This is a genomic window from Nocardia tengchongensis, from assembly GCF_054781395.1.
The window spans coordinates 164,888-188,227 of record NZ_BAAGUM010000009.1; the positions used below are offsets into that span (position 1 = coordinate 164,888).

At 68.0% G+C, this 23,340-nt stretch carries 19 protein-coding genes and 4 tRNA genes; 12 read left to right on the plus strand and 11 right to left on the minus strand.

The annotated features are described in order from the left end of the window. Window positions 1-136 precede the first annotated feature (136 nt). The 5 genes from pstS (at window position 137) to ACYVKL_RS23800 (ending at window position 5,846) form a co-directional block, all read left to right on the plus strand. On the plus strand, window positions 137-1,252 hold the full coding sequence (gene pstS / locus ACYVKL_RS23780) for a phosphate ABC transporter substrate-binding protein PstS (protein ID WP_379168875.1): 1,116 nt from the start codon (window positions 137-139) through the stop codon (window positions 1,250-1,252). Window positions 1,253-1,367: 115 nt separating this feature from the next. Continuing rightward, window positions 1,368-2,339: a phosphate ABC transporter permease subunit PstC gene (pstC, locus tag ACYVKL_RS23785; protein ID WP_213558213.1), complete on the plus strand. Its 972-nt coding sequence runs from the start codon at window positions 1,368-1,370 to the stop codon at window positions 2,337-2,339. Then, window positions 2,336-3,235: a phosphate ABC transporter permease PstA gene (pstA, locus tag ACYVKL_RS23790; protein WP_213558212.1), complete on the plus strand. Its 900-nt coding sequence runs from the start codon at window positions 2,336-2,338 to the stop codon at window positions 3,233-3,235. Before pstC ends, pstA begins: the two co-directional genes overlap by 4 nt. A 12-nt stretch (window positions 3,236-3,247) precedes the next feature. Then, window positions 3,248-4,024 (plus strand): phosphate ABC transporter ATP-binding protein PstB, encoded by a 777-nt coding sequence (gene pstB, locus ACYVKL_RS23795; protein ID WP_213558211.1) that lies wholly within the window; start codon window positions 3,248-3,250, stop codon window positions 4,022-4,024. A 187-nt stretch (window positions 4,025-4,211) separates the two neighbouring features. Further along, complete coding sequence (locus ACYVKL_RS23800; RefSeq protein ID WP_379168148.1) at window positions 4,212-5,846, plus strand: MFS transporter; 1,635 nt, start codon at window positions 4,212-4,214, stop codon at window positions 5,844-5,846. Window positions 5,847-5,900: 54 nt separating this feature from the next. Here the strand turns inward: ACYVKL_RS23800 and phoU are convergent, their stop codons facing one another. The 6 genes from phoU to ACYVKL_RS23830 form a co-directional block, all read right to left on the minus strand. Next, window positions 5,901-6,572 carry a phosphate signaling complex protein PhoU gene (gene phoU, locus ACYVKL_RS23805; protein ID WP_213558209.1) on the minus strand — a complete coding sequence of 224 codons (672 nt, stop codon included), beginning with the start codon at window positions 6,570-6,572 and terminating at the stop codon, window positions 5,901-5,903. A gap of 111 nt (window positions 6,573-6,683) precedes the next feature. After that, window positions 6,684-8,840 (minus strand): LCP family protein, encoded by a 2,157-nt coding sequence (locus tag ACYVKL_RS23810; RefSeq protein ID WP_379168150.1) that lies wholly within the window; start codon window positions 8,838-8,840, stop codon window positions 6,684-6,686. A gap of 265 nt (window positions 8,841-9,105) precedes the next feature. Then, window positions 9,106-10,254 (minus strand): tRNA dihydrouridine synthase DusB, encoded by a 1,149-nt coding sequence (gene dusB, locus ACYVKL_RS23815; RefSeq protein WP_213558207.1) that lies wholly within the window; start codon window positions 10,252-10,254, stop codon window positions 9,106-9,108. A gap of 72 nt (window positions 10,255-10,326) precedes the next feature. Then, window positions 10,327-11,148 (minus strand): hypothetical protein, encoded by an 822-nt coding sequence (locus ACYVKL_RS23820; protein WP_379168152.1) that lies wholly within the window; start codon window positions 11,146-11,148, stop codon window positions 10,327-10,329. Window positions 11,149-11,152: 4 nt separating this feature from the next. Next, window positions 11,153-11,515, minus strand: a complete 363-nt coding sequence (locus ACYVKL_RS23825; protein WP_379168155.1) for an alpha/beta fold hydrolase — start codon at window positions 11,513-11,515, stop codon at window positions 11,153-11,155. A gap of 36 nt (window positions 11,516-11,551) precedes the next feature. Continuing rightward, window positions 11,552-11,995 carry an SgcJ/EcaC family oxidoreductase gene (locus tag ACYVKL_RS23830; protein WP_379168157.1) on the minus strand — a complete coding sequence of 148 codons (444 nt, stop codon included), beginning with the start codon at window positions 11,993-11,995 and terminating at the stop codon, window positions 11,552-11,554. 94 nt (window positions 11,996-12,089) lie between these two features. Between ACYVKL_RS23830 and ACYVKL_RS23835 the strand changes: the two genes are divergently transcribed. Further along, entirely contained in the window at window positions 12,090-12,530 is a 441-nt protein-coding gene (locus tag ACYVKL_RS23835; protein WP_213558204.1) for a MarR family winged helix-turn-helix transcriptional regulator, read from the plus strand. A 74-nt stretch (window positions 12,531-12,604) separates the two neighbouring features. Here ACYVKL_RS23835 and ACYVKL_RS23840 read toward each other — a convergent pair whose 3' ends face one another. From ACYVKL_RS23840 to ACYVKL_RS23850, 3 genes are all read right to left on the minus strand, one after another. Then, a complete protein-coding gene (locus ACYVKL_RS23840) occupies window positions 12,605-13,588 on the minus strand; it encodes an acyl-ACP desaturase (protein ID WP_213558203.1) in 984 nt (327 codons plus the stop codon). 208 nt (window positions 13,589-13,796) lie between these two features. Continuing rightward, a complete protein-coding gene (locus tag ACYVKL_RS23845) occupies window positions 13,797-14,390 on the minus strand; it encodes a DUF937 domain-containing protein (protein ID WP_379168160.1) in 594 nt (197 codons plus the stop codon). Between the two features lie 133 nt (window positions 14,391-14,523). Further along, window positions 14,524-14,596 (minus strand) — tRNA-Lys (locus tag ACYVKL_RS23850). Window positions 14,597-15,684: 1,088 nt separating this feature from the next. On the opposite strand from ACYVKL_RS23850, the gene ACYVKL_RS23855 reads away from it, so the two are divergent. The 5 genes from ACYVKL_RS23855 to ACYVKL_RS23875 all read left to right on the plus strand — a co-directional run bounded on the left by ACYVKL_RS23855 (window position 15,685) and on the right by ACYVKL_RS23875 (window position 17,864). Continuing rightward, window positions 15,685-16,350 (plus strand): TetR family transcriptional regulator, encoded by a 666-nt coding sequence (locus ACYVKL_RS23855; RefSeq protein WP_379168162.1) that lies wholly within the window; start codon window positions 15,685-15,687, stop codon window positions 16,348-16,350. A gap of 92 nt (window positions 16,351-16,442) precedes the next feature. Next, a tRNA-Glu gene (locus ACYVKL_RS23860) sits at window positions 16,443-16,515 on the plus strand. A gap of 35 nt (window positions 16,516-16,550) precedes the next feature. Continuing rightward, window positions 16,551-16,624: transfer RNA gene (locus ACYVKL_RS23865), tRNA-Asp, on the plus strand. 62 nt (window positions 16,625-16,686) lie between these two features. Next, window positions 16,687-16,760, plus strand: a tRNA-Phe gene (locus ACYVKL_RS23870). 402 nt (window positions 16,761-17,162) lie between these two features. After that, window positions 17,163-17,864, plus strand: a complete 702-nt coding sequence (locus tag ACYVKL_RS23875; RefSeq protein ID WP_213560669.1) for a polyprenol monophosphomannose synthase — start codon at window positions 17,163-17,165, stop codon at window positions 17,862-17,864. A 47-nt stretch (window positions 17,865-17,911) separates the two neighbouring features. On the opposite strand, the gene ACYVKL_RS23880 is transcribed toward ACYVKL_RS23875, so the two are convergent. Then, entirely contained in the window at window positions 17,912-19,441 is a 1,530-nt protein-coding gene (locus ACYVKL_RS23880) for an HAD-IB family hydrolase (protein ID WP_379168164.1), read from the minus strand. Beyond that, window positions 19,438-21,807: a glycerol-3-phosphate 1-O-acyltransferase gene (locus ACYVKL_RS23885; protein WP_379168166.1), complete on the minus strand. Its 2,370-nt coding sequence runs from the start codon at window positions 21,805-21,807 to the stop codon at window positions 19,438-19,440. Before ACYVKL_RS23885 ends, ACYVKL_RS23880 begins: the two co-directional genes overlap by 4 nt. Window positions 21,808-22,005: 198 nt before the next feature. Between ACYVKL_RS23885 and ACYVKL_RS23890 the strand changes: the two genes are divergently transcribed. After that, window positions 22,006-23,340 carry a salicylate synthase gene (locus ACYVKL_RS23890; RefSeq protein ID WP_379168168.1) on the plus strand — a complete coding sequence of 445 codons (1,335 nt, stop codon included), beginning with the start codon at window positions 22,006-22,008 and terminating at the stop codon, window positions 23,338-23,340.

Here is a 23,340-nt window from a genome sequence, read left to right on the forward strand (position 1 = left end):
GTCAACCACGTGCCCTTACGTTGCAAGTGGGCCGCAGACCGCTGCCCGGTGCGCTAGTTCGCAGCGAACAGCCGCCAATCGCGCCCGTCCGACCGTTGAGGGGTTGGACGTGCAAGTGATTCCCCCGGAGGAATTGGTGAATCTCAAGCGCAGCAGCGCCCTGCTCGGTGTGTTGGCCGCGGCCGGCGCCCTGACCCTGTCGGCTTGTGGCAGTGACAACAATGCCACCGGCGGCGCCGCCAAGATCGATGTCGCCTGTGGCGGCAAGACTTCGCTGAAGGCCAGTGGCTCCAGCGCCCAGAAGAACGCGATGGACCGCTTCGTCGCCGCCTACCAGGCCAACTGCTCGGGCGCCAAGCTCGACTACACCGCCTCGGGCTCGGGCGCCGGCGTCAACGAATTCATCGGCAACCAGACCGATTTCGCGGGCTCGGACTCGCCGCTGAACGCCGAGAAGGGCGAGACCGACAAGGCCGCCGCGCGTTGCGCCAGCCCGGCCTGGAACCTGCCGGCCGTCTTCGGCCCGATCTCGGTCGCCTACAACCTGCCCGGCATCGAGGACCTGGTCCTGGACCCGCCGACCATCGCCAAGATCTTCTCCGGTGACATCACCGCGTGGAACGACCAGGCGATCCGGGCCCTGAACACCAACAAGGCCGACAAGCTGCCCTCGGACAAGATCGGCGTGATCTTCCGCTCCGACGAGTCGGGCACCACGGACAACTTCCAGAAGTACCTGACCGCCGCCGGTGGCTACACCAAGGGCGCCGGCAAGGCGTTCAACGGTGGCGTCGGCGAGGGCGCCAAGGGCTCGGACGGCACCTCGGCCGCGGTGGCGAACACCAAGTTCACCATCACCTACACCGAGTGGTCCTTCGCCAAGGCGCAGAAGCTGTCCTCGGTGCGCGTGCTGACCACCGCCACCTCGAACGACCCGAAGCCGGTCGAGCTGACCGCCGAGTCCGCCGCCAAGGCCGTCGACGCCGCCAAGATCAAGGGCGAGGGCAACGACCTGGTGCTGGACAACAGCTCGATCTACAAGCCCGCCGCCGCGGGTGCGTACCCGATCATGCTGGCCACCTACGAGATCGTCTGCTCGAAGTACAGCGACGCCGACACCGCCAAGGCTGTCAAGGCGTTCCTGACCTCGGCGGTCGGCAACGGCCAGACCGGTCTCGCCGACGCCGGCTACGTGCCGCTGCCGGACGCCTTCAAGACCAAGCTGACGACCGCGATCAACGCCATCTCCTGATCGCCTGATCGAAAAAACGACGATGACCGTGCACGACCACACTGCATCCACGGGTCTGTCCGTTTCGACCGACCCGCGGGAAGACCGTGCCCAACTGCCGGGGGATACTGCGCTCATGCCGACCGAACCCAGCATCCCACCGGCCGCGGGGCGCGGCGCACCCAAGAAGTTCGGCGCGGAGTTCGCTTTCCGCTCGGCGGCCACGGCCGCCGGCGGAATCATCGTCGCCGCCATCGCTCTGATCGCTTTGTTCCTGCTGATCCGGGCCTGGCCCTCGATCATGGCGAACAAGGCGAACTTCTTCACCACCACCGAGTTCAACGTCAAGGACGACCACAACCTGCGCTTCGGCATCAAGGACCTGTTCATGGTCACGGTGCTGAGCTCGTTGTTCGCCCTGGCGATCGCGGTGCCGATCGGTGTGGGTATCGCGCTGTTCCTGACGCAGTATTCGCCGAAGGCGTTGGCGCGGCCGTTCTCGGTCATCGTGGATCTACTGGCGGCCGTGCCGTCGATCGTGTTCGGTCTGTGGGGACTCCTGGTCGTGGCGCCCAAGCTGGGGCCCTTCCAGGACTTCCTGAACCAGCACCTGGGCTGGCTGTTCCTGTTCTCCAACGGCAATGTCAGCATTGCCGGCGGCGGCACCATCTTCACCGCGGGCGTGGTGCTCGCGGTGATGATCCTGCCGATCATCACCTCGGTCAGCCGTGAGGTCTTCGGCCTGACCCCGCGCCCGCACATCGAGGCGGCGCAGGCGCTGGGCGCCACCAAGTGGGAAGTGGTGCGCCTGACCGTGCTGCCGTTCGGCCGCTCGGGTGTCATCGCCGGATCCATGCTGGGCCTGGGCCGCGCGCTCGGTGAGACCATCGCGGTCCTCATCGTGCTGCGCACCTCGACCAAGGCCGGTAGCTGGTCGCTGTTCGACGGCGGCTACACCTTCGCCTCCAAGATCGCTTCCGCGGCTTCCGAATTCAGCTCGAAGTTGCCGACCGGCGCCTACATCGCCGCCGGTTTCGTGTTGTTCGCACTGACGTTCGTCGTCAACGCACTGGCTCGGCTGGCCGCCGGCGGGAAGGTCAACGGATGACCACCACACTGGACAAGCCGATCAAGGCGCCGACCTTCCGGCACGTCAGCCCGGCTCGCCGGCTCAAGAACAACATCGCCACCGGCCTGGTGTGGCTGTGCTTCGGCCTCGCGCTGGTGCCGCTGCTGTGGGTGCTGTTCGTGGTGCTCCAGAAGGGCGGGGCCATCGTCGCCTCGCTGGACTGGTGGACCAAGTCGCAGAACGGCGTGCTGCCCGAACAGCGCACCGGCGGTGTCTATCACGCGATCTACGGCACCATCGTGCAGTCCGGCATGGCCGCGGTGATCGCGGTGCCGCTGGGCATCATGGCCGCGGTGTACCTGGTCGAGTACGGCCGGGGCTGGCTGGCCAAGACCACCACCTTCATGGTCGACATCCTCGCGGGTGTGCCCTCGATCGTGGCGGCGCTGTTCATCTTCGCGCTGTGGATCGCCACTTTCGGCAACCCGCAGAGCGCCTTCGCGGTGTCGCTGGCCCTGGTGCTGCTGATGCTGCCGGTGGTGGTGCGCAGCACCGAGGAGATGCTCAAGCTGGTGCCCGACGAATTGCGGGAAGCCTCTTACGCACTCGGTATCCCGAAGTGGAAAACCATTGTGCGGATCGTGATTCCGACCGCCCTGCCGGGCATGATCTCCGGCATGCTGCTGGCCGTCGCCCGTGTCATGGGTGAGACCGCGCCGGTGCTGGTGCTGGTGGGCTACTCGAAGGCCATCAACATGGATGTCTTCAACGGCAATATGGCCTCGCTTCCGCTGCTGATGTACCAGGAGCTGTCGAACCCCGAGCCCGCCGGCCGCGAGCGTATCTGGGGTGCCGCGCTGACCCTGATCCTGATCATCGCGCTGTTGTACGTCGCCGCCGCGGCGGTCAAGAAGCTGCTGACGCGGAACCGATAGAAGGAAAGACTGATGGCCAAGCGAATTGACGTCAAAGACCTCAATATCTACTACGGCAAGTTCCACGCGGTCGCCAATGTCGGGCTGACGGTGCTGCCGCGCAGCGTGACCGCGTTCATCGGTCCGTCCGGCTGTGGCAAGTCGACCGTGCTGCGCGCCCTGAACCGCATGCACGAGGTGACCCCGGAGGCCCGCGTCGAGGGCGCGGTGCTGCTCGACGGCGAGGACATCTACGGCGCCCAGGTCGATCCGGTCGGCGTGCGCCGCACCATCGGCATGGTGTTCCAGCGGCCGAACCCGTTCCCCACCATGTCGATTCGCGACAATGTGGTGGCCGGGCTGAAGCTGCAGGGGGTGCGCAACAAGGGTCAGCTCGACGAGGTGGCCGAGCAGTCGCTGCGCGGCGCCAACCTCTGGAACGAGGTCAAGGACCGGCTCGACAAGCCGGGCGGCGGCCTCTCCGGCGGTCAGCAGCAGCGTCTGTGCATCGCCCGCGCCATCGCGGTGTCGCCGGACGTGCTGCTCATGGACGAGCCGTGTTCGGCGCTGGACCCCATCTCCACGCTCGCGATCGAGGATCTGATCACCGAGCTGAAAAAGGAGTTCACCATCGTCATCGTCACCCACAACATGCAGCAGGCCGCGCGTGTGAGTGACCAGACCGCCTTCTTCAACCTGGAGGCGCAGGGCAAGCCGGGCAAGCTGATCGAGATCGACGAGACCGAGAAGATCTTCTCGAACCCGTCGCAGAAGCAGACCGAGGACTACATCTCGGGTCGCTTCGGCTAAAAACAGACCTTCCGGCGTCTACGACCCCTGCCATATGGCAGGGGTCGTTTCATTTGTGCAGGTAGCGACCGTGTGAGCGGCTGCTTTGTGGCGTCCGTCATAGGCGGCGCGAAGGATTGTGTGCAACTGTCGGTCACAGTTAGTCTGACTCCGTTGGTAAACCGATCGGTTTAGTTAGGAGATGCGGATGACCGTCTCAACGGCGAGCTTGGAATCCGGACCAGCCGCGGCGGGATTGTCGCAACGAGCCAAATGGGCGGCCCTGATCGCCATCTGCCTCGCGGAACTGCTGGTGGTCCTGGACAACACCCTGGTCAATGTGGCCCTGCCGTCCATGGCCGTACAGCTGCAGGCCGACATGAGCGGCCTGCAATGGATCGTCGACGCGTTCACCCTGGCCTTCTCCGGCCTGCTGCTCGCCATGGGACACCTCGGCGACCGGTACGGGCGACGCCTGTTCATGATCATCGGCCTGAGCGGCGTGGCCGTCATGTCCGCGGCCGGCGCACTGTCCTCCGGACTCGGACAGGTCATCGCCGCCCGCGCGGGCATGGGCGTCTTCGCGGCCGTGGTCTTCCCGGCCACCCTGGCGCTGCTCACCAATATCTTCACCGGAGCCCGCGAGCGCGCGGCCGCCATCGCGCTGTGGACCGCCATGGCCGGAATCGCCATCGCCATCGGACCGACCGTCGGCGGCTGGCTGCTCGAGTACTACTCCTGGCACTCGGTGTTCTGGATCAATGTCCCGGTGGCGCTGGTGGCCATCATCGCGGTCCTGGTCACCGTGCCGGAATCCCGTGCACCGCACGTGGATCGGCTCGACCGGATCGGCATCCTGCTGTCCCTGGCCGGCGTGACCGCGCTGGTGTGGTCCATCATCGAGGCCCCCAAGCACGGCTGGCTCGCCACCGAAAGCCTGGCGGGCTACCTGCTCTCGGCCGCCCTGCTGGCCGCGTTCGTGGCCTGGGAACTGCGGGTGCCCGCGCCGGTGCTGAACATGCGACTGTTCCGCAACCGCCGCTTCGCGCTGCCCTCGCTGGCCATCACGGTGTCCTACTTCGCGGCGTTCGGATTCCTGTTCCTGATCACCCAGTACTTCCAGGGCGTGAAGGAACTGTCGCCACTCGAATTCGGCATCCACTCACTGCCGTTCGCGGTGGCGGTCGGATTCGGCGCGCCCATCGCGACCCTGCTGGCGCAGCGGCTGGGCACCACGGCCATGGTGGTGTCCGGACTGCTGACCCTGGCCGTGGCCATGTACATCGCGGGCCGCACCACGGTCGAAACCCCTTATCTGGGACCGGTTGTGGTGTCCATGATCCTGATGGGCCTGGGATTCGCCATCGTTCAGGGTCCGGCGACCGAATCCATCATGGGCGCGGTGCCTTTGGCGGAAGCGGGCGCGGGCTCGGCGGTCAACGACACCACGCGCGAGGTGGGCGGCGCGCTCGGGGTGGCGGTGCTGGGCTCGGTGATGACATCGGTCTACGCGAACCACATCGGCAACCGGATCGCCGGGATCCCGGGCCAGATCATGAACCCGCAGCAGAAGGAACTGGCGAGCAATACGCCGATCAGCGTGCTCGAGATCGTCAAGGCGCCGGTGAATCCGATGTTCGCGCCGGCGAAGGCGGACCTGATCCACGCCATGAAGGTGGCGGCCATGCAGGGCTCGGAGACGGCCTCCTACATCGCGGTCGGCACGCTGGTGGGGTGCGCGGTCATCGTCGCGCTGGCGCTGCCGTGGCGGCCGGAGCGGGGCCGTTCGGTACTGCTGGGGTGGCGTGAGAGTGATTCCGGGACAGCGGAATCGGACCACTGATACGACTAGGTGCCGGTCCGATGTCGGACCGGCACCTGCGTGTCGTTTCGTGAGTCAGATGCTTTCCTTCTCCGAATCCGGGTCCGGCGGCAGCACGCCGGTGACCAGGAAGACGACGCGGCGGCCGATCTCCACGGCGTGGTCGGCGAAGCGCTCGTAGTAGCGGCCCAGCAGCGCCACGTCCACGGCCGCCGCGACACCGAACTGCCAGTCGCGGTCCATGATCAGCGTGAACAGGTGCTTGCGCAGGTCGTCCATCGCCTCGTCGTCGTCGGTGAGCTTGGCGGCCCGCTCGGGATCACGGGTCTCCAGCACCTCCTTGGCGGTGGCGCCCATCTTGACCGCGACGCGGCCCATCTCGGCGAAGTAGCTGTTGACGGCCTCGGGCACGGCGTGGGCCGGGAAGCGGCGCCGGGTCATCTTGGCCACGTGCAGCGACAGCACGCCCATCCGGTTCACATCGGAGACGATCTGGATGGCGCTGACGACCTGCCGCAAATCTCCGGCGACCGGGGCCTGCAGGGCGAGCAGCGCGAACGCCTTCTCCTCGGCCAGCTGGATCATCTCGGCAATACGGTCGTACTCGCTGATCACCTGCTCCGCGAGCTCGAGATCGGCGGTGAGCAGGGACTGGGTGGCCCGCTCCATCGCCGATCCGGCGAGCCCGGCCATGCCGCCGAGCAGATCGGCGAGCTCGGCCATTTGTTCGTTGTAGATGACACGCATGAGTCAAGACATTAGTGCGCGTCGCTGACCAAGTCACCAACGGTGGGTAAAACCTGGGTGCCGGTCGGTCCCGGCAAAGTCGTCGCAGTTCCCGCAGGTCGGGCCGACGCACTACTTACATAGGTCGTCGGCCGCGTTCACGTGCTCGAGATCGGAGGGAAGTGTGACCGGAGCCGCACTGGGACCGCCGGCATCGCTCGGCGTGTCCGGCAGGGTCTGCCCGAAGCCGGTCGGCGTTTTCACCGCGCCCGCGAAATCGGAACCCACCACGACCTCGACAATGCTGCCCAGCCCGCTCGCCGGTTCCAGGATCGCGCCGGGAATGGCGCTGGCCACCGTCCCGGCGTCGGCCTCGTGGCCGCTGGAGTAGCGGACCATGGTCTTGGCGGAGACGCCGTCGGAGTAATTGCCGGTGCTGTAGATCCGGAAGCCCTGCGCGGCCAGCTTGGTCGCGGTGCTGCCCGCCAGACCGCCCTGACCCGACCCGTTGGACACCTGCACCGAGACGGTGCTCGGCTCGACCGCCGCCGGTTTGGGTTTGGCCGCGGGTGCGCTGGTGGTGGTCGCGGGGGCCTCGGTCTTCTTCTCACCGGGCAGCGGCTGATCGTCGATGACGGCGCGGAAGATGGCCTTGATATCCGACTCCCGCGGAATCTCGTTGCCGTAGGAGGTGGTGCCCGCGGTCGGGACGGTCAGGAAGGTGATGGCACCGGCCTGCATCTTCTGCATCGAACGACCCAGGGTCAGCAGGTCTTTCGTGGTGACGCTGTCCATGAAGGAGTGCTTGGCGAAGGCGTCGATGAACCCGTTGAGCTTGCCCGGGTCGAACAGCACCTTGCTCGACAGCGCGCTGCGCAGCAGCGAGGACAGGAACCGTTGCTGCCGGTTGATGCGGTCGTAGTCGCTGCGCTCCTCGCCGTAGACGTGGCGGGCGCGCACGTAGTCCAGTGCGGTGGAACCGTTCACCGTCTGCTTGCCCGGGGTGGTGAGCACGGTGCCGAGGACCTCGTCGACCAGCGGCTTGGTGGTGCACACCTCGACGCCGCCGACCACGTCGACCATGGACTCGAACCCGGCGAAGTCGATGCCGACGAAGTGGTTGATCTTCAGGCCCGACAGTTTGGTGATCACCTTGGTCAGGCATTTCGGCCCGCCCAGCGCGTAGGTGGCATTGAGCTTGTCGCCGTCCGCGGCCGGGAACTTCTGGCCGGTGTAGGCGGCCTTGTCGTTGTCCCAGCCCTCGCAGATCGGGCGGGACACGTCCAGGTCGCGGGGGAAGGACACGGCGACCACGCGGGACCGGTTGGCCGGGATGTTGACCAGCATGACGGTGTCGGAGCGCGCGCCCTCGGCGTCGTCCACGCTGCCCGCGCCGAGCGTGCTGTTGGTGCCGGCCCGGGTGTCGGTGCCGACGATCAGGAAGTTCTCGTCACCGGTCTGCCCGTCGGCGTCGACGACGTCGGCGCTGTTCGGGTCGAGCGCGACGACCTGCTGGAAGTTGTTGTCCTTGGCGCGCAGATAGCTCCAGCCGCCCGCGGTCACCAGCAGGGCGAGCACCGCGAAGGTGGCCAGGGCGCCGCGCAGGGCCAGGTACAGCCGCCGGTTGCGGTGCCGGCGCGGACTCGAAGCCCAGGCGGCCGCTGCGGATCCCACGGAGGCGGGGAGCGCGGTGGTCGGGTAGTCGGCGGGCGAGGCGACCGGGCGGCTGAACAGGGCGCGGGTGCGGCCGGCGACGGTCGGCGCGGGGATGGCCTCGGTGATCGGGGGGAGTTCGTCGGTGACGAGGTCGGCCGTCGGGTCGGCGCGCCGCACCTTCCGATTGTTGCCGGGCGCGGCCACGCGGCGGAGGTGACTGTCGTCGCGCGGGGGCCGCTGGGAGCCGGCGTTCGATTCCGGCTGGGGCGGCGTGGCCGGGGTCGGCTGGGCGCCGGGGGCCGGCTGGGTTCCGGCGGGCCGGGAGCCGACGGCTGGTGCGGCGTTGGGGGCCGGGGCGGGCGCCTGCGTGACCGGTCCTGCCGTCGAGCGCTCGGCGGTGCCGCCGGTGGCCGGGTCGCCGGATTCGGGGCGGGGCCGGCGGCGGGAGAGCCGCTCGCTGTCCACCCGCTCGACGAGGTCCTGCACGGAGATCGGGGCGGCGGCGGACTCGGCGTCGTCGGTGTGCCGGGAGCGGCGGCCGGCGCGCGCCGGGTCGTCCGCGTCCTCGGAGTAGCGCTCCCAAGGGGCGCGACCTCCGGGCCGTGGCGTACGCCCGTACCGATCGTCACCCACCAACGAACCTCACTTTGCTTTTGATGCCCGGGGGCCATGATAACGATTTCGCCACGGTGAACCACTCGAACATTTGTCCACCGAGGTAGATCCGTTTTTTCCGCTATGTCGGAATGCTTCGCCCGCTCGGATGGGCGCGTTCGCAAAGTGTGCCAGGGCGTCGGTGCAACGCCGGGGAGCTGGGCCGGACATTGACCGGATCGTGCCCGCTGCTCCCATTTCGGCAGCGGGCCGGGTGACGGGTCTCCGCTGAGCTCGGGGCCTACTAGCCGCCGCTGTGCATGACGTCGGCGGCCGTGGGCACGGTGGCGTCCTCGGGATCGTCGAGCCAGCCGTCGGGCAAGGCGACCTTGGTCTGCGGGGAGCCCTGGCGGCCGCGCGGGCCGAGCGCGTCCTCGGGGAACGGCACGTCGGGATCGAGCTGCCCGACCAGGTCGCCGATCTGGGTGAGGCTGGTGACGGTGGCGAACTGCCGGCGCAGCGCGGAGCCGACCGGGAAGCCCATCAGGTACCAGGCCATGTGCTTGCGGATGTCGCGCATGGCCTTGTCCTCGCCGTCGTGTTCGACGAGCAGCGCGGCGTGCCGGTAAAGGATTTCGCCGACCTTGCCGAGGGTGGGTCCCGCCGGGATCGGTTCGCCGCGCAGGGCGGCGCTGAGTTCGCCGAACAGCCACGGGCGGCCGAGGCAGCCGCGGCCCACCACGACACCGTCGCAGCCGGTTTCGGCCATCATGCGCAGGGCGTCGTCGGCGCTGAAGATGTCGCCGTTGCCGAGCACCGGGATGGTGGTGACGGTTTCCTTGAGCCGCGCGATGGCGGTCCAGTCGGCCTGCCCGGAGTAGAGCTGGGCGGCGGTGCGGGCGTGCAGTGAAACCGCTGCCGCGCCTTCCTCTTCGGCGATCCGGCCGGTGTCGAGGTAGGTGAGGTGGTCGTCGTCGATGCCGATCCGGAATTTGAAGGTGACCGGCACATCGCCTGCGGCCGCGACCATTTCGCGCACGATCTCGCGGAACAGCCGCCGCTTGTAGGGGAGGGCGGAGCCCCCGCCGAGGCGGGTGACCTTGCGGACCGGGCAGCCCAGGTTCATGTCGATGTGATCGGCCCAGCCCTCGCCGACGACGATGCGCACGGCTTCGCCGAGGGTCTTGGGGTCGACGCCGTAGAGCTGCATGGACCGCGGGGACTCGTCGGGTCCGAAGGCCATCATATTGAGGGTCTTCTCGTTGCGTTCCACGATGGCCCGCGCGGTGATCATCTCGCACACGTACAGCGATGTGGCGCTGCCGAATTCGCGGCACAGGGTGCGGAAGGCGACATTGGTGATGCCCGCCATCGGGGCCAGCACGACCGGCGGATCGAGCGGGTAGGGCCCGATCCGCAGCTCGGTCTTGGGGGCTTCGAGCGAGGCAGTCACGCCTTCCAGTCTCTCATCCGCGTGACGGTGGCCAGAGCCGCATCCTGCGCGCAGTGCCTCCGATCACACCGTTCACCACATCCGCAGGCCGCGCCGGCGCACCACGGCGACCGCCAGCGCCGTGCCGGCGGCCCACACCGTGACCCCGATCCCGAGGTGGATCGCGCCGCGGGCCGCGCCCGACATCGAGCGGCCCAGGTGATGGCCGAGGATGGCGCGCTGCTCGCCGTCGATCGGCGCGACGAAGTAGTAGAGCCCGTACGGAAGTACCAGGTGGAGCAGCCAGGGCACGGTGCTGGGCAGGTCGCGGCGCGCGGCCCAGCGTTGCCCGAGGGCGCGGGGCGGCACCGCGAGCAGCGCCGACACCAGGTTGCCCACGCCGAGCCAGGCCAGGATCGGCAGCGTGACATCGGTGACCGAGACTCCGGTTCGCTGCATCGGGTGGGCGCTGGTGGTCGCGGTGAGGACGGCGGTGGCCAGCAGCGTCGGCAGTCCCACGATGATCAGCAGGGCCAGGTTCTTGATGATCAGGATGCGCTGCACCGGTACTCCGGTGGCCAGGCTCAGCCGGGTCCGGTCGGCGTCCACACCCAGCACATTGGTGGTGGTGACGTCGGCCAGCACGAAGGTCGCGAAGTAGATGCCGACGAGTACCACCCAGCCGTGTTTGTGCAGGGTGAGTGGCGAGATCAGCACGAACAGTCCCGACAGCAGCACGTTCGCGCCGACGCCCTCCAGCCACAGCGCGGGTGGGGTGAACGACCAGCGCACCTCGCCCGCGACCTGCTGCCACAGCGGTTGTCCGGGTTGGATCGGGTGGGGGGCCGGATGGCGGCGCTCGGTGTGGAATTGGGTGAGTGCGCGGTCGCGTAGGGCGAGCATGGTGCCGCGCATCGGTTCACTCCAACGAGTCGACGAATTCGCCTATCCGGGCGGCCACGGCGCCGGGCAGTCGTCGTGGCAGATGGTGACCACCCCCGTTGACCAGTTCGATTCGGGCGCAGGGCAATTGCTCGCAGAGCGCGTGGGAGGTGGAGATCGGCACGACCTTATCGGCCGGGTCGGCGAGGATCAAGGCCGGGATCGGGATGTCGGAGAGCCGCCCGGTCCACCGGTCGAGCCCGTCGAACAGTTCGCGTTGTTCGGACAGAAAGCTGCGCCACACCGCGCCGTGCCGGTGGTGGACGCCGCCGAGCAGGTGGAGGTGTTCGGCGTGCCGGTGCGGGAGTGGCTGTGGTCGAGGCTCTTTCGCGCCAGCCACGGCAGCACCGACCACGCGGTCACCGCGAGGGCGGTGTCAGCGGGCGGTGGGGCGGGTGCCCGGCTGGAACATGAAGCTGATGGCCTCCATCAGCGGCTTGCGCTGGGTCTTCTGGATGGCGGCGATCCGCCACTCCCCGTCGGTGTCGCGCACGACGGTGTAGGTGGCGAGTTTGCCCAGCTTCGCGGGCTGCTTCTTGCCCACGTCCCCGGCGGACACGACGACGGCGGTGTCGTTGCAGTAGCGGCGGATGTCGAGGGTCTCGCCCCACATCCGGGTGCCCTTCAGGAAGGAGTCGAACAGCGCCTGGTGGGCGCGGCCGATCTCGTCGCCGCCGTGGTAGACGGTGCCGGCGAAGGTCACGTCGGTGGCGTCGGCGGTGAAGCAGGCGCCGTAGGCGGCGCCGTCGCCGTTGTTCCAGGCTTCGGCGCTGCGGTCGAGGAGGGCGTGGATGGCGTCGAGGTCGGTGCTGGTGGTCATGGTTCAATCCCCTTCAGATGTTCGCTGCTCCTGGAAAGTATCTTCTCACAAGAAGTATCTTCCTACAAGAAGAGAATTGAATCGGAGGCGTCCCATGCTGTCGGACCCCGCACGGGCCAGTGCGATCTATCGCCGCTACCTCAGTGCCCTGGTGCTGCACGCCCAGGCCGGGGCGCGGGCCGTCGGACTCGGCGCGACCGATCTGTACGCCCTCAACATCCTCGAGCTGAACGGCGCGATGACCCCCGGCGAGCTGTCCGCTCGCACCGGACTCACCACCGGCCCGACCACCCGCCTCATCGATCGCCTGGAGCAGGCGGGCCATGTGCGCCGCGTCCCCGACGCCGCCGACCGGCGCAAGGTGCTGATCGAACCGATCGCGCAGCCCGGCGAGCTGGAACGGGTGCTCGCCCCCGCGCGCCGCAAGGTGGGTGAGATCCTGCTCGGCTACACCCCCGAACAGCAGGAAGTCCTGTTCGACTACTTCGAGCGCGCGGGCATCGCGTTCCAGGAGGCGGTCGACGAAATCGAGTGAGCCGCAGGGCTACTCGTACGGCAACGGCCCCCCGGGATCGGAATCCCGAGGGGCCGTGTCGAATTCGAGCTCGATCAGGCGTTGGCCGCGGCCAGGTCCTTGTCGCGCTTGGCGGCCTCGCGGGCCAGCATCTTGTCGCGCTGCTCCTCGAACTTGATGACGTCCTTGCCGAGCCGCTCCAGGAAGAGGCCCAGGCGCTCGCGGGTCTCCTCACCGCGCACGGTGAAGTCGTCGCGCTCGAAGATGCGCCACTTCTTGAGCACCGGGTTCACCACCTCTTCGAGGTGCTGACGCAGGTCGTAGATGCCGTGCTTGGCCATCAGCACGCCGTTGCGGCGGAAGTTGGGCATGCCCGCGCCCGGCATCTGGAAGTTCTCCAGGATCATGGTGATCGCGTCGAGGGCCTGGTCCGGGGAGAGGTCCAGGGCCGCGCTGCACAGGTTGCGGTAGAAGATCATGTGCAGGTTCTCGTCGGCGGCGATGCGCTGCAGCATGCGGTCGGCGATCGGGTCATCGCAGACGCGGCCGGTGTTGCGGTGCGAGACGCGGGTGGCCAGTTCCTGGAAGGTCACGTACGCCACGGAGTGCAGGAAGCCGGCGCTGCCGGTCGCTTCCAACTGCTCGGTGGGGGAGGCGAACCCGTTGGTCATGTGGATCATGCGGGCCTGCTCGAGGGCGACCGGGTCGACGCCGCGGGTGACGACCAGGTAGTCGCGCATCGCGATGCCGTGGCGGTTCTCCTCGGCGGTCCAGCGGCCGACCCAGGTGCCCCAGGCGCCGTCCTGGGAGAAGTTCTCCGCGATCTCCCGGTGGTAGGAGGGCAGGTTGTCCTCGGTGAGCAGGTTGGTGATCATGGCCGCCTTGGCCAGTTCACTCAGTCGCGACTGTTCGGGATCCCAGTCGATGCCGCCCATGGCGGCGAAGTTGCGGCCCTCGTCCCACGGCACGTAGTCGTGCGGGTGCCATTCCTTGGCCAGGGAGAGGTGGCGGTTGACGTTCTCTGCGGCAACCGGCTCCAACTCCGTCAGCAGCTCGAGTTGAGTCAGATCCTTTGCCATACATGTGCCCTTCGTGTCGTGCGTCGTGCTGTCATGCCCTCGCCGGCCTGCCGCCGCGCCCATACCTTACGTGACCGTAGGGTGATGTGAAACTCATCTGTGCGCCATTGCGGGGTAGGTGAGAGATGTCATAAGCAACGGCCCACAGCGTGTGGTCTATCGCTGTGGGCCGCGCTTCGTTAGCTCCGCATCGGGATTGGATGCGAGATCACTTCTTTCCCAGTAGACCGCCCAGGACGCTGCCGAGTACGCCACCCGCGTTCTGGCCCATGGCCTTGCCCAGCACGTCGGCCAGACCGCCGCCGCCCTGACCGCCGGTGGCCCCGCCGAGCAGGCTGCCGAGGATGTCGCCGATGCCGCCACCGCCGGCCGCGCTGGGCTGGGCGGCCGCGCCGCCACCGCCGAGCATCTTCTTGCCGAGGTAGGCGAGCACGATCGGCGCGAGCATCGGGAGCAGCTTGCTCATCAGGTCTTGGCTGATGTTGCTGCCGCCGACATTGCCGAGAGCGCTGATCACCGTGTTCTTTTCGGCGCCGAAGGTCTGGTCGACGATCTGGCTGCCGTTGGAGACATCCACCTGGTTGATATCGACGCCGCCGTCGAGCAGACCGAGCGGCTGGTTGGCGACTTCGTTCTCCAGATTCAGACCGACCTCGGGGTTGCCGGCCTGTGCCTGGAAACCGCCGAGTAGTACGGGGACGGCCGCGTCGATCGCCGTCTTCGCGGTCGCCTCGTCGACGCCGAGCTGTTCGGCGATCTGGGCGACTGGAACATTGGAGAGCAGGTCATCGAAGGAAGTCATGAACTCCGCCTGTGGTGATGGATTCCCGGGGAAAAGCCCTACTCGGGTCACGGTAGGTGAAATCCGGACAGATTGCCACAGATTCGCGGATGTGGCGAGGGGTCCGGGACGTGTCCCGGACCCCTCGCAACTGTGCCCCCACCAGGGCTCGAACCTGGGACCTGCGGATTAAAAGTCCGTAGCTCTACCAACTGAGCTATAGGGGCGTGCGGGACGTCAGTTTAATGTGCGGACCCCGCAAGTGTTAAACGAGTATCCGATTGTGGTCTGGCAGACGGTATTTGCGCAGGTCATGGTGCCGGGGAGGAGTGCGCGGCGCGGCGTGTGGCGGCCCGTTGCGCATCGCGGGTCGGCCGGCGAGTAATGACGGGGTGTGCCGATCGGGTGACGGGCCGTGCCGATCGCCGGGGCTCGGTGCGCCGCGGGCGCGTGTTGGGGGGACGATGTGGCGCTGTGAGGGTGCGGACCGGTCGGTGCGTCACCGCGACGGAGCAGAGCCGGGGTGCTGCGGGGGTCGGCGCGGAATTCGGGGGTGGAGTGGCGGCGCGGTCTTGTCGCGCCCGCGTCCGGTCCGGTGAGCGGGCGCTGATCACGGTTGACCACGGGTCCGGTAATCACCTTGCCACTCAGTTTGTTTGGTTCCCCCGGGATGTGAATATCATCCAATGGTGATGCGTGGCAAGCTTTTTGGGGAGGAGGCTCGCTTCCGGCCGGGGCCGGTGCGAGCGCGGGGGTGGTGGCCGCGCGACGGTGCGCGCCGTCGGGAGCCGGTGCGTGCGGCGGTGATCGGCGGTCGAACTTCGGTGAGATATGGGCGAATTCGTCGTTTCGGACCAATCGTCCATACGATTGCTGCGGAATTGCGGTTTCGGAAAGGAGATGTGCTGGCTAACTGACTTTCCGGTACACGTCACGCTGGGTGAACTTTCCGGGTACGGTGACCGACTGGTGAATTCCGGAGGGGCTGGGATTGCCCCGGCGGCACGGGATTCGGCTTATCGTTGATGTGCCCGAACGTGTCGCGACCGGCTCATCCGATCGCGGCTCCAACAGATGAAGCTGCGGGGAGGCGGACCAGGACGACGTGAAACACCCGGGTGCGCACCCCCTGCGGTGCACCCGGGCGGGAAAAACTATACCAGTTGGTGTGTTTCAAGTTTCTCGCGCTTTTTCGTACCAAAAGTTTGGTAATTCCGGGCGTAGCCCGATTTGAAGTATTTGAAAGACACGTAACTTCGCGTCGAGGCCGTACCGCGGTCTGCGACGGTTAGCTAGCTTCGGAGGCGTTTCGAGCATGGCACGGCAACAAGAGCGGGCCCGCCGGACACGCGCGGCGATCATCAGGTCCGCCGCCGTTGAGTTCGGGAAGAGCGGCTATGCCGCTGCATCGCTCAACCGCATATTGGAAGGCTCCCGGGCGACCAAGGGGGCCATGTACTTTCACTTCGACTCCAAGGAGGATCTGGCCCGCGCGGTGCTGGAAGCGGCGGTCGACCGCTACCGGACATCGACCGAAAGGTGGCTCACCAGAACCGATCTCGGTCCCCTCGACGTGCTGCACGGCATGATCGACGAGATCGCGCTGCGGCTGGAGAACGACATCATCATCCAGGCCGAGTTCCGGCTCATCATCGAGCCGGAGTTCTACCGCGACATCCAGGCCGGCGGCGGCCGCATCCTCGGGCGCGCCATCCGGCAGCTCGCGGTGAAGGCGGCCGAGCACAAACAGCTGCGCCCGGACGCGGATCCGGACCGGTTCACCCGCACGCTGGCGGCGGCCCTCGCGGGCCAGCGCTACATCGCCGATGTGCTCACCGGTCCGGCGGATCTGCGGGCCCGGTTCGCCGAGGCGCTCGAGGTGATCGTGGACGCCACCGCGACACCGGAGTGGACCGAGGAGTTCCGCCGCATCGGCTGGCGGGTGTCCGCCCGGCTCGAAGATCTCAACTTGGGACTCTGACCAGCTGATTTGGGAATCACGCGGAGCCTGTCATAAGCTATCTCCGCTCCCAACGGAAGCCGTTGAGCAAACGGTCCGGAGAAATCCGGCGGGCCCCCTTCGTCTAGCGGCCTAGGACGCCGCCCTTTCAAGGCGGTAGCGCGGGTTCGAATCCCGTAGGGGGTACAACGATGGCAACATCGTTGTCGGAGCACAAGCAAGGCCCTGTGGCGCAGTTGGTTAGCGCGCCGCCCTGTCACGGCGGAGGTCGCGGGTTCGAGTCCCGTCAGGGTCGCAAGAAGTTTTTGCGACCAGCAAGAAACGCACGAAGCTTGGCATTCGAATCGGGTGCCTTTCGGCCAGGTAGCTCAGTTGGTACGAGCGTCCGCCTGAAAAGCGGAAGGTCGCCGGTTCAATCCCGGCTCTGGCCACTTCATCGCAGGGAGCCCCTGCTCGCGGAGAACGCGAGCAGGGGCTCTCTTCGTTTCTGCGTGTTTTTTCGTCCCCGGGTCCGATCTTGGTGGAATGCTGGGATGTATGGCCGAGGACAACCAGTGGTATTACTGCATCTCCCACCACAAGGCGGAGCAGGGGAAGTCCTGCTGGGTCGGGGATCGGATGGGACCGTACCCGGATCAGGCGACAGCCGAGCGGGCGTTGGATATTGTGCGAGAACGAAACCGGCGTGCCGACCAAGAGGACGACTGACGCTCGAGTGACGGGGGTGAGCGCGCCTACACGGTGCGCTCACGAGGCACTCAGGCGGACCAGGTACGGTTTCTGAGCCAGAAGACGACCGATCGGGAGGGCGTACCTTGAAGGTCACCGTGGTGGTGCCGACCTACAACGAGCGGGAGAACCTGCCCGTTGCGGTGGAGCGGCTGACCGCACTGCCGGTGGACGACCTGCATGTGCTGGTGGTCGACGACAATTCGCCCGACGGCACCGGCGAGGTCGCGGACAAGCTGGCCGCCGATCTGCCGAACGTGGTGAGCGTGCTGCACCGGACGGAGAAGGACGGCCTGGGCCGCGCCTACATCGCCGGCATCACCCAGGCGCTCGCCGACGGCGCGGACGTGGTGATCCAGATGGACGCCGACCTGTCGCACCCGGCCGAGGTCATTCCGGCCATGCTCGACAAGCTGCAGACCACCGACGCCGGCGTGGTGCTCGGATCTCGTTACGTCCCCGGTGGTTCCACCGCCGCGGAGTGGAAGTGGTACCGCAAGGCGCTCTCGGCCTGGGCCAACTTCTACGTGAACATGATCCTGCGCCTGGGCGTCAAGGACGCCACGGCCGGTTTCAAGGCGTGGAAGGCGGACACGCTGCGCGCCATCGACGTGGCCTCGATCAAGTCGAACGGTTACTCGTTCCAGGTCGAGATGAACTACCGGACCGTGAAGAAGGGCATCTCGATCGCCGAGGTCCCGATCCGGTTCGAGGAGCGCACCCTCGGCGCGTCGAAGATGAGCCTCAAGGTGCAGCTGGAGTCCGCGGCGATGCCGTGGAAGCTGCTCTTCGGGCGCTCCGTCTAGAACTCTGTGATCCCGGGTTCGCGACCCTTCGGGTCGCGAACCCGGCGCTAGGGGTTGTCAGTATTGCCAGGCCAGTGGAGCAGGGTTTCGACGAACAGTTGTCGGACCTGCTCCACTTCGCTGTCCATCCGGGCCGGGTCCCAGCCGCCGACGTCGATCGGCGGTAGCACGGCCACGTCGACCACGCCCTTGCGCACGACGGCGGAGTTTCGCCAGGCGATCTCGCCGGCATTGCGGATCACCACCGGGATGATCGGGACGCCCGCCTGCCGGGCGATGTGGAACGCGCCCTTCTTGAACGCGCCGACGCGCGGTGTCAGCGAGCGGGTGCCTTCCGGGGCGATCACCACCGACAGTCCGCCGCGCAAGGTTTCGACGACCGGTTCCAGCGCGGCCTTGGCGGCGACGGTGTCCCCGCGGTCGATGAAGGTCACTTCCACGAAGCGCATGAGGGGGCCGAAGACCGGGTTCTTGGTGATCTCCCGTTTGGCGACGCCGGTGAATCCGGTGCCCAGGACCTCCGCGAGCACCACGATGTCGAACTGGCTCTGGTGGTTGAAGATGAACACGGCCGGGCGCGGGGAATGCGCGTATTCGGCGCCGGTGACCCGGACCTTCACGCCGGTGCCGCGCAGGGTCGAGTCCGCGGCGTAGGTCATCATCGAATCCGCCATCTGGCGGCGCTGTTTGGTGTGTGCCTTGGCTGCCACGCCGAACAGCGCCCCGCCCAGCAAACCGGTGAAGCCGGCCAGGGTGCGGGCGTAGTCGGTGGCCTTGGGTGCTTGCCGGGGCCGGAAATGCAGGACCGGCCAATCCTTTTCGGCCGCCTCCAGCACCACGCGCGGGTCCGGGTTGACCGCCACCGGGTGTCCCGCGGTCTGCAGTAGTGGCAGGTCGGCGGCGCTGTCGGCGTAGGCCCAGCTCTGCGTGAGGTCGATATCGTGGGCGATGGCGAAGCGGCGGACGGCGTCGGCCTTGCCGTTGCGCCACAGCGGTTTTCCCTCGACGTGCCCGGTGAGCACGCCGTCCTGGACGGCCATGCCGGTGCACAGCACGTGCGGGATGCCGAGTTCCTCGGCGACCGGTTCCACCTGGTAGCGGCTGATCGAGCTGATCAGGACCAGGGTGTGCCCGGCGGCTTCGTGTTCGCGGACCAGCCGCCACGATTCGGGGTAGATGTGCCCGTACACGTTGCGCGCGAAGGTCTGCCGCCCGAGTTCGGCGAGTTCGGCTTCGGGGACTCCGGCCCAGTCGTACATGGCGGCTTGCAGGAAGCGTTCGTATTCGCCTTCGCTGCGGGCGCCGCGGATGCTGCCGAGCAGGCTGGCGGTGAGCGCGCCGCGAGCGCTGCCGCGCCGCAGCATCCGGCGGGCGAGCGGGGGCGGGTTGAAGCCGTGCACGACGGTGCCGCCGAAGTCGAAGATGGCGGCGACGCGGGGTCCCTGCGGGCCGGTGCGGACGGCGGCGAGGGCGGCGCCGAGATCTTGTGCGCCGACGGGTCGCTGGGTGACGCCGACGCCGGGGCGCAGCGGCAGGGTGGGGCGGCCCGCCGCGCGGCCCCGGACCCGGTGCGTCATAGTGCTTCCCGGCGGTTGGAGGGGTCGAGGGTGGCGGCGCGGGAGATGCGTTGTCCGATGGCGCGCAGTTCGGCGGCGAAGGCGCTGCGGCGGGCGGCCAGGTCGGCGGGATCGCCGGCGGGGGTGAGCAGGCCGTGGTTGTCGGCGAGTTTGACGGCGCTGCCGAACAATTCGGAGGACACCGATTCGGGGCTGTGCAGGCGTTGTTGCAGCAGCATCTGTTTGCCCACCTGCAGGCATTCGTCGATGAGGGCTTTGCGGTCGACGTCGATGACGGGGTCGCGGGCGGCGAGTCGTTCGGCGACCACCAGTTGCGCGTCGAAGAAGGAGCGCAGCACGCGGTGCGCCATCATGAAGCCGGAGTCGGCGAGCCGGGCCAGGATTTCGGAGCCGAGGGTGCCGGCGGCGGTGCGGCTGTGCCATTCGGGGTCGACGCGCAGCATCTCGGCGTCGAGCTGGCTGGTGAATTCGGCTCGTTCGGGGAAGAAGAATTCGAATTTGAGCAGGTCGCGCAGCCGGTAGGCGGCGTCCCAGCCGGCCCGCAGTTGATCGCCTTCGGGGGCTTCGACACCGGTGAGCACGGCCAGTTCGAGGATGGCCCGGTTGACGAACCAGTGCACGGCGCTGTTGCGGTAGAAGGCGGCCTCGAGGTGGGCGCCGGCGTTGATGGCGTACACCGGTTCCAGTCCGGCGCGGTACACGGTGACGACGGTGGCGACGGCAAGTTGTTCGAGCACCACGGCGAGTCCGTGGTCGTCGCGCAGGGTGCCGAGTTCGCCGCCGGGCAGGCCGCGGCTCTCGATGTAGCCGAGTACGGGGGCGATGGCGGTGCGCAGTTCGGCGCGGGTGAGGGCGCGTTCGTGGACGCCGAGCAGTACCAGGGTGGTGAGGGCGTTGACGGTGATGGGGGTGACCTCGTTGATGCCGACGGCCACTTCGAAGGCGAGCCGTTGCACCGCCAGGTGTTCGGCTTCGACGGTCAGTTCGTCGGTCGAATTCGGGTGTGCCGTCAGCGGATCCCCGTGGACGGCGAGCCGTTCGCGGGCCGAGAGCGGGGTACCGAAGCGCACGTACACGTGCCCGGCGGAGTGCTGCTGGTTGCGGACGTAGCGGGCCAGCCAGGTGAGGCCTTCGGCCTGTTTCCCGCCGCCGGTCTGTTCGACGGCGATGGCCCCGATCTCGTTGAGCCGTTCGTAGGTGATGGAGACCGGCACCAGCATGACGTCGTCGATGCGTTTCGAACGCAGCGCCGCCGCAAGGTAGTTCAGCAGTCCGTAGCGGGGCGGGCGGAGTTTGCCGGTGCGGGTGCGGCCGCCTTCGAAGTACCACTCCAGGTTGAAGCGCTTGGAGAGCAGGTAGGCGAAGTATTCCTCGACGACGGCCTTGTAGACCTCGTCGTCGCCGAAACTGCGGCGGATGAACACGGTTCCGGTGCGCCGGGCGATGGGCCCGATCGGCCAGAACTTGAGGTTGGCGCCGCCGACCACGTGGTTGGGCGGGAAGTCGTTGCGCGCCAGGATGTCCCCGAGTACGAAGGCGTCCACGTAGGAGCGGTGTGAGGGCAGGAAGACCAGCGGGTAGCGCCGGTTGAGCGAGCGCAGCCGGTCCAGCCCGGTTTCGTCGGCGTCGACGTTCCAGGTGGAGGCGTGCACGGGTCGCATGGCCTGGGTGAAAAGGTCCGAGACCAGGCGGCTCTGCGCGGCGACGAGTTCGCGCAGGCCCTTCTCGGCGCGCCGGTACACCTCGCGCGGCGGGAGCCCGGCCTCCACGGCGATGGTATCGAGCCGCCGCAGGAATTCGGGGGAGTCGAGGATCTCCTCGACCACCAGGCGCGGCACCTTGTACCGGTCGCCGATGACGGCGCGTTCGGCGCGTTCGAGGGCGACGATGCCGGCGCGCACGATGGCCCGCCCGAAGGCGTCGGGCACGATGGCGGATGCGGGGTTGTTGGCGCGCAGTTCACTGAGCCGGGCGGGTTGCCCGGTGAGGACCAGGTGCCGGTCGGGGGCCTTGCCGAGGAGTCGCCGCTGCATGAACCGGTGCGGTTTGCGCGGGTTGGACATGGTGAGCAGATCGCTGAAGGTGGTGCGGCGCACGCCGTCTCGTTCGGGCGGCAGCCACAGCACGCGGACCGGGACCACCAGCGGGTCGTCGCCGCGCCGGACCAGCCGGTCGGTGACGGCGGCCGGGTCGAGGTCGATCTGGGTGACGGGGGCGGAGGTGCCGAACTCCTGGGTGATGCCGCCTTCGGCGAGCCAGTGCCCGATGAGTTCGCGCTCCACCCGGGAGGTGGCGTCGACCAGGGCGACCACGGATTGCGGGGAGCTGAGCGCGGCTTCGGGGAGCCGGCTGTCGTGATCGAGCATCTTCGTTCCCTCCGCATGGGCCGCTGCGATCCATTGAAGCCCAATCCGGGGCGCAGGGTCGGGAGGTCGGGCAATTAGCCGGTCGGACCCGGGGTTTCGGGGGCGTCGTGATCGTTCTCGCTCGGCAGCCCTCCCCATCCACGGGAAGGTAATGCTAACCTCACCTTCGAGTTAGGTAAGCATAACCTTGGAGGTCTGGTGTCGGTCGCTGACGAACGGGTACGGCTCGAGGGGGAGCAGCGGTGGGGAGAGCACGTCACCGATCCGGTCGCGGCGGTCTCCGCCCTGGCGGCGGCGGATCGTTTCGGTGAGTACGTGGTGTACGAACGACCCGGCGAATGGGTCTTCGCGGCCGACCCGCTGGGCGGCGTCGAACTGGACGCGGGCGAACTGCGGGTCAGCTGGGACGGCCGCACCACGGCCGGACCGTGGACCGGCAACCCCGCGCAGGCGATCGATCGCGCGCTGGCCGGACTGCCCCTCGACGGCCGGAACGCGTTCGGCTGGATCGGATTCGAGTTCTGCGCCTGGTCGCTGGGCGCGACCGAGCACGTGCACCCGCGGGCGACGCTGGCGCACTTGATGATTCCGCGCATCGAGGTGCGCATCGACGCCACCGGCGTGCGGGTGTCGGGCGCGACCCCCGGTGAGACCGGCGACATCCACGAGCTGATCGCCGCCGCCCAGGGCGCCGCGCTGCCCGTCTCGCACCCCGTCGACGTCACCCCGGACCCCACCGGCTATGAGGACCGCGTCGCCGCCGGCGTCGCCGAGATCCGGGACGGCAAGTACCAGAAGGTGATCCTGTCGCGGAAGGTCGACCTGCCCTTCGCGGTCAACGTGCCCGCCACCTACCGCCTCGGCCGCGCGCACAACACCCCGGCCCGCTCGTTTCTGCTGCGCCTGGGCGGCCTCGAAGCCGCGGGCTTCAGCCCGGAACTGGTGGCGGCCGTGGACCACGACCGGGTGGTCACCACCGAGCCGCTGGCCGGCACCCGGGCCTTCGGCCGCGGCGACGACATCGACCTGGCCGCCCGCGCCGACCTGGTGCGCGACCCGAAGGAGATTGTCGAGCACGCCATTTCGGTGCAGACCTCCTTCGCCGAGATCGCGGCCGTGGCCGAGCCGGACACCACCGCGGTCTCCGACTTCATGGCGGTCCGTGAGCGCGGCAGCGTGCAGCACCTGGCCTCCACGGTGCGCGGCCGGCTGGCCGCCGACCGCAGCCCGTGGGACGCGCTGGAGATGCTGTTCCCGTCCGTCACCGCCTCCGGCATCCCCAAGGCCGAGGGCGTGGACGCGGTGTTCCGCCTGGACCACGACCCGCGCGGACTGTATTCCGGTGCGGTGGTGACGGTCTCGCCGGACGGCGCGCTGGAGGCGACGCTGGTGCTGCGCGCGGTCTACCAGACCGGTGCGGGCGCGTGGCTGCGCGCGGGCGCGGGTGTGGTCGGGCAGTCGCGGCCGGAACGGGAATTCGAGGAGACCTGCGAGAAGCTCGGCAGCGTCGCACCGTACGTGGTGCGCGCCTGA